A 5,038-nucleotide genomic window follows, 5' to 3' on the forward strand; every position below is an offset into this window, starting at 1 on the left:
CGCCTTTTTAAGTTCACGCGCGTCCTCTCGCCACCGTGACACACCCGGAAGCCGGCGTCGCATCGATCGACGGCGACGTCGGCGGGGACGTCGGTGCCCCCCCGCCGGACGCCGACCCCGACGCCGGCGAGAGCGACGAGCCCCCGCGGCCCCCCGCCGTCGCCGACCCGCGGCGCGCGCTCGCGGTCGTGATCGGCGTCGTGTTCATCGACCTGGTCGGCTTCGGGATCGTGATCCCGATCTTACCCTTCTACGTGCGGTCGTTCGGCGTCAGCGACGCCTTCATCGGTCTCCTAGCGGCGTCGTACTCGCTCGCGCAGTTCCTCGCGGCGCCCACGCTCGGCCGGCTCTCGGACCGGATCGGGCGCCGACCCGTCCTGCTCGCGTCGCTGGCGACCGCCGGCGTCGCGTGGGTGACGTTCGGCTACGCCGGCGAGTCGGGCGCGCGATTCGGGACCGCCGCGGCGCTGGGGACGCTGTTCGCCTCCCGGACGCTGGCGGGGGCGATGGGCGGCAACATCGCCGCCGCGCAGGCGTACGTCGCCGACATCACGCCGCGGGACCGGCGGGCGGGCGCGCTTGGGCTCGTCGGCGCGTCGTTCGCGCTCGGCTTCGTCTTCGGCCCGGCGATCGGCGGACTGCTCGCCGCCGACCCCGTGGTCGCCCGCGCCGACGCCCTCCTCCCGGCGTTCGTCCCGGCGACGGCGTACTCGCTGCCGAGCTTCGCGGCGGCCGGGATGAGCTTCCTCGCGGTCGGCGTCGGCGCCGCCTTCCTCGAGGAACCGACGCGGACGCGGCCGACGGGAGACGCGGGGGCGGCCGGGTCGGAGGGGACCCGGCGGACCACCGCTATCGGCCAGTTCCGCGACGCGCTCGCCTCGGTGACGCTCCGGCCGCTGACGGTCGCGTACTTCGTCGTGGCCGTCGCGTTCGCGGGGGTACAGGTGATGTTCATCCCGTTCGTCGCGGACGCGTTCGGCTACGACGCGACCGCCGCGGCGTTCCTGCTCACGTACGTCGGCGTCCTCGGCGCGGTGAACCAAGGGGTGCTCGTCGGGCGGCTCTCGCGGGTCGTCCCGTCGCGGACGCTCGTCGCGGCCGGGTCGGTCGTCCTCGCGGGCGCGCTCGTCGCGATCCCCGCGACCGGGCTCGTCGACGGCGCGGTCGGCGGGGTCGCGCTCGGCGGACCCGCGTGGCTCACGCTCCCGCTCGTCGCGCTGCTCCTCGCGCTCGCGGCGCTCTCGCTCGGGAACGCCCTCGTCAACGTCTCGCTGGCGACGCTCGTCTCCGCGTCGGCCGACGACGCGGAGCAGGGGGCCGCCTTCGGGGTGACGCAGGGCGCGTCGAGCCTCGGCCGGACCGTCGGCCCGCCCCTGATGGCCGTCCTCTACACGGTCGCCGTCGCCTCGCCGTTCCTCGTCGGCGCGCTCCTCCTCGTGCCCGTCGCCGCGGCGTTCGGACGCCGGACCGGATGACCGCGCCGAGGCGAGGGCGACGCGGACCGCGGCCGCACGACAGTTTTACGCCGACCGTCGCCGTCGTCCCCCACACATGGCCCTCGACCTCGTCCCGGCGTGGTCCGCCGTCGGCTCGCTCGCCGGCGGGGCGGGGGCGATCGGCCTCGCGCTGGCGATCCGCGAACACCGCGGACGGCCCGGCGTCGACTGGTTCCTCGGCGTGTTCGCCGCGCAGGCGACGTGGTGTCTGTCGTACGGCGTCGGGCTGCTCGTCACGGACCCGACGCTCCGGACCGCGCTGGAGGCGACGACGTGGCTCGGGATCGTCTGGACCGGGATCGCCTTCCTCGGCTTCGCGCTGGAGTACACCGGCCGGAGCGACGTGGTCCGGAGCCGGCTGTTCGCGGCGGTCGTCGGCTTCGGCCTCCTCTCGACCGCGCTGCTCGCCACGAACCCGCTCCACGGGGCGTTCTGGACCGGGTTCGGGATGGATCCCGCGTTCGGCGTCTCGACGGTCTCGTACGCGTTCGGGCTCTGGGCGTACCTCGTCGTCGCCGTCGAGACCGTGCTCGTCGCCAGCGCCGTCTTCCTCCTCGTCGACACCCTCCTCAGCTACGGCCCGCTGTACCGCCGGGAGAGCGCCGCGGTCGCGCTGAGCTCGCTGCCGCCGGGGTTCGCCTTGGTCGCGTGGACGCTGGAGCTCGGACCGGTGCCGCAGCTCCAGCTCGCGCCCCTGATGTTCGTCCCGCACATGCTGCTGGACGCCTACGCGTTCGACCGCGCGGAGATGTTCGACCGCAACCCGACGACCAGCCGCGCCGCCGAGCGCACCGCGATCGACGACCTCGCCGACCCGATCGTCGCGCTCGCGCTCGATCGGCGCGTCGTCAGGCTCAACCCCGCGGCCGAGACGCTGCTCGGCGTCGACGCCGAGACCGCGCGCGACCGCCCGCTCGACGCGTTCCTCGACCTCCCGGTCGAGGTGGGCGGGTCGAACGGCGAGCGCGGCGACGGCGAGGGCGGCGCCCGCGAGACGGTCGAGGGCGGCGCCCGCGAGACGGTCGAGGTCGACGCCGGAGCCGGCGCGGGCCGACGCACGTACGCGGTGTCGACCTCGCCGCTGACCGACCCCAGCGGGACGCGCGTCGGCTACACGGTCGTCTTCTCCGACGTGACGGAGCGGGAGCGCCGCCGCCAGCAGCTGGAGGTGTTGAACCGCGTGCTCCGGCACAACCTCCGGAACGACGCGGGCGTCGTCCGCGGCTACGGCGAGCTGCTCGCCGACCGATTGGAGGACCCCGAGCAGGCCCAGATGGCCGACGCGATCGAGCGGCGGGCGGGCGCGCTGGCCGCGCTGGGCGAGAAGGCCGGCACCGTCGAGCGGCTCCTCGCCGACGCGGAGACGAGCGCGGTCGCCGTCGACGAGCTCGTCGGGAACGTCGTCGCCGACGCGGGAGACCGCGACGGCGACGCGACGGTCGAACTGGACGTCGAGCGCGGGGCGGAAGCGGGTGCCGACGGGGGCGAGAGCGTCCGGGACTGGACCACCCGCGTCAGGGCCGACGCGCTCCGCGCGGTCGTCGCGAACACGGTCGAGAACGCCCTAAATCATCACGACGGCGAGGGCGTCGAGCGCGAGGACGGCGGGCCGTGTGTCCGAGTATCGCTCGCGCGAGAGCGCGGTCGGGGCGACGGAGACGGGGAGCCCGCCCGGTTCGTCCTCACCGTCGCCGACGACGGCCCCGGCATCCCCGAACACGAGATCGAGGCCGTCGAGTCAGGGCGGGAGACGGCGCTCGAACACGGCTCCGGGCTGGGGCTGTGGGTGGTCGCGTGGGGCGCGGCGGCGATCGGGGCCGACGTCGACTACGCCGAGCGCGAGCCGCGGGGGACGACGGTGGCGGTGTCGATTCCGGTCGTGGACTGATTAGAAGGCGCGTGCTTCGCCGTACGCCTGTGCCTTCAGGCGATCGTAGCGTTCTCGCGAGTCGAGTACCCACTTGTACTCGAAACCGGGCGGCGGGTTACCCATCCAGTCGAGAAACGAGCGGGTCTCTTCGCGGAGAAACCGAACGGTGCCTCGCCGAAAGTTGGGATCGAACCCGTGTTCTCTGAACAGATCGAGAAGGAAATCGGAACGATCTGACTCAGTGTGAGTTCGAATTTTGGCTCTCGGCGTCCGATTCCGATTCACATCGAGAAATCCATCCGAAATATACCAGAATTTCGCTATTTTTGGAGTTAATTCGAAATCCTCTGGAATTCGCTTGGTACCCGACTCGTACCAACCCCGCAGCCGGGTGAAGTATGGATGACTTCGACTCCAAACACTGTACATATCGTGGTAATTCTCGGCTTTCGCGTTCGGGCTAAATCCGGATTCCCGATTGTTCTCGGCGAGTTCCTCGGCAGTTTTCTTTAACGATACTCCGGTAGTGAACAGTCCCATTTGATGATCGTACCATTCTAGAAACTGCTGATTAACCATCGGGACGTGAAACACACCGTTACTGCCGTCGGGTTGGACGGGTATTGATCCGTCGCCCATGAGCAATCCCAAAACCATCTCCTGTTTGCGCGGAGGAATCCGTGGGTACGGGCATGAGCCGTTCGCCCAGTGACTCCCGACTCGTTTGAACTCCGTGCTACAGGTCGGGCAGACCGCGTTAGTCACTTTGTATTCTCGGAGCTAGCATGAAAGTAACGTTTCCGAGCCCCTCGGCGAACCCGTAGTGGAGCTTGACGGGGAACTCCTCGCCGAGCTCGATGGTGACCTCGGCGTCGCCGGGGATCGCCTTGTTCATGTCCTTCAGGTAGTCGAGGCTGAACAGCGAGTCGGCGGGGCCGGCGGTGAGCGCGATGAGGTCCTCGCGGGTGAGCTCGAGGTCGACGTCGTCGGTGTCGCCCTCGGCCTCGATGAAGAACGCCTCGTCGGTCTCGTCGACGCGCAGGCGGATGTGGTCCGAGACCATGTCGGCCGCCTTGATCCCGCGGTCGATCTGGGCGCCCTCGACGACGATCTCGGCGGCGAGGTCGAGTTCCGGGATGTCCGGCTCCTGGCGGATGGAGTCGGGGTCGATGAGCGCGAGGGTGTACGAGAGGCCGTCGATCTCGATGTGGAGCTTGCGGGTCTCCTCGTCGAGTTCGAGGTGGATCAGGTCGCCGGAGTTGGCCATCCCGGCGATGTCCTCCAGCCGGGCGAGGTTGACGCCGATGACGCCGCCGTCGGCCTCGTACGACTCGAACGCTGCGGCTTCGAGGGTCAGGTCGACCATGCCCACGTTGGCGGGGTCGACGGCGCGGATCGAGAGCTCCTCCTCGTTCAGGCGGATCTTACACTCGTCGACCAGCACGCTCACCGAATCGAGCGCGTCCTGAAACGTCGACGCGCCCACGATGGCCTTGAACATATACGTTCGGCTAGGGCGGTATCACCTAAAAAGGCACCCGATCGGACCGTCACGGTAACGCTCAAAGCGACCGGATGAGGCGGGCGACGACGACCGCGAGCGTCGCCAGCGTCCGCCAGAGACGGAGGCGTTCGAGCCGGTACGCGAGAGGCTCCTCGTCGTCCGAGTCGT

4 protein-coding genes are annotated in these 5,038 nt (G+C 70.2%); 2 read left to right on the top strand and 2 right to left on the bottom strand.

Going from position 1 to position 5,038, the window contains the following annotated elements; all coding sequences use genetic code 11:
* The first annotated feature begins 35 nt into the window (after positions 1–35).
* Positions 36–1,475 (top strand): MFS transporter, encoded by a 1,440-nt coding sequence (locus DJ74_RS02865; RefSeq protein WP_094526297.1) that lies wholly within the window; start codon positions 36–38, stop codon positions 1,473–1,475.
* 76 nt (positions 1,476–1,551) lie between these two features.
* Positions 1,552–3,384, top strand: coding sequence for a histidine kinase N-terminal 7TM domain-containing protein (locus DJ74_RS02870; RefSeq protein WP_094526298.1), 1,833 nt, complete (start codon positions 1,552–1,554; stop codon positions 3,382–3,384).
* On the opposite strand, the gene DJ74_RS02875 is transcribed toward DJ74_RS02870, so the two are convergent.
* Positions 3,385–4,023 carry a hypothetical protein gene (locus tag DJ74_RS02875; RefSeq protein ID WP_094526299.1) on the bottom strand — a complete coding sequence of 213 codons (639 nt, stop codon included), beginning with the start codon at positions 4,021–4,023 and terminating at the stop codon, positions 3,385–3,387.
* 100 nt (positions 4,024–4,123) lie between these two features.
* The gene (locus tag DJ74_RS02880) at positions 4,124–4,867 is read right to left on the bottom strand and encodes a DNA polymerase sliding clamp (RefSeq protein WP_094526300.1); all 744 of its coding nucleotides are present in this window, start codon (positions 4,865–4,867) and stop codon (positions 4,124–4,126) included.
* Positions 4,868–5,038 lie beyond the last annotated feature (171 nt).

This window comes from Halorubrum sp. Ea8 (genome assembly GCF_002252925.1).
GTDB lineage: Archaea > Halobacteriota > Halobacteria > Halobacteriales > Haloferacaceae > Halorubrum.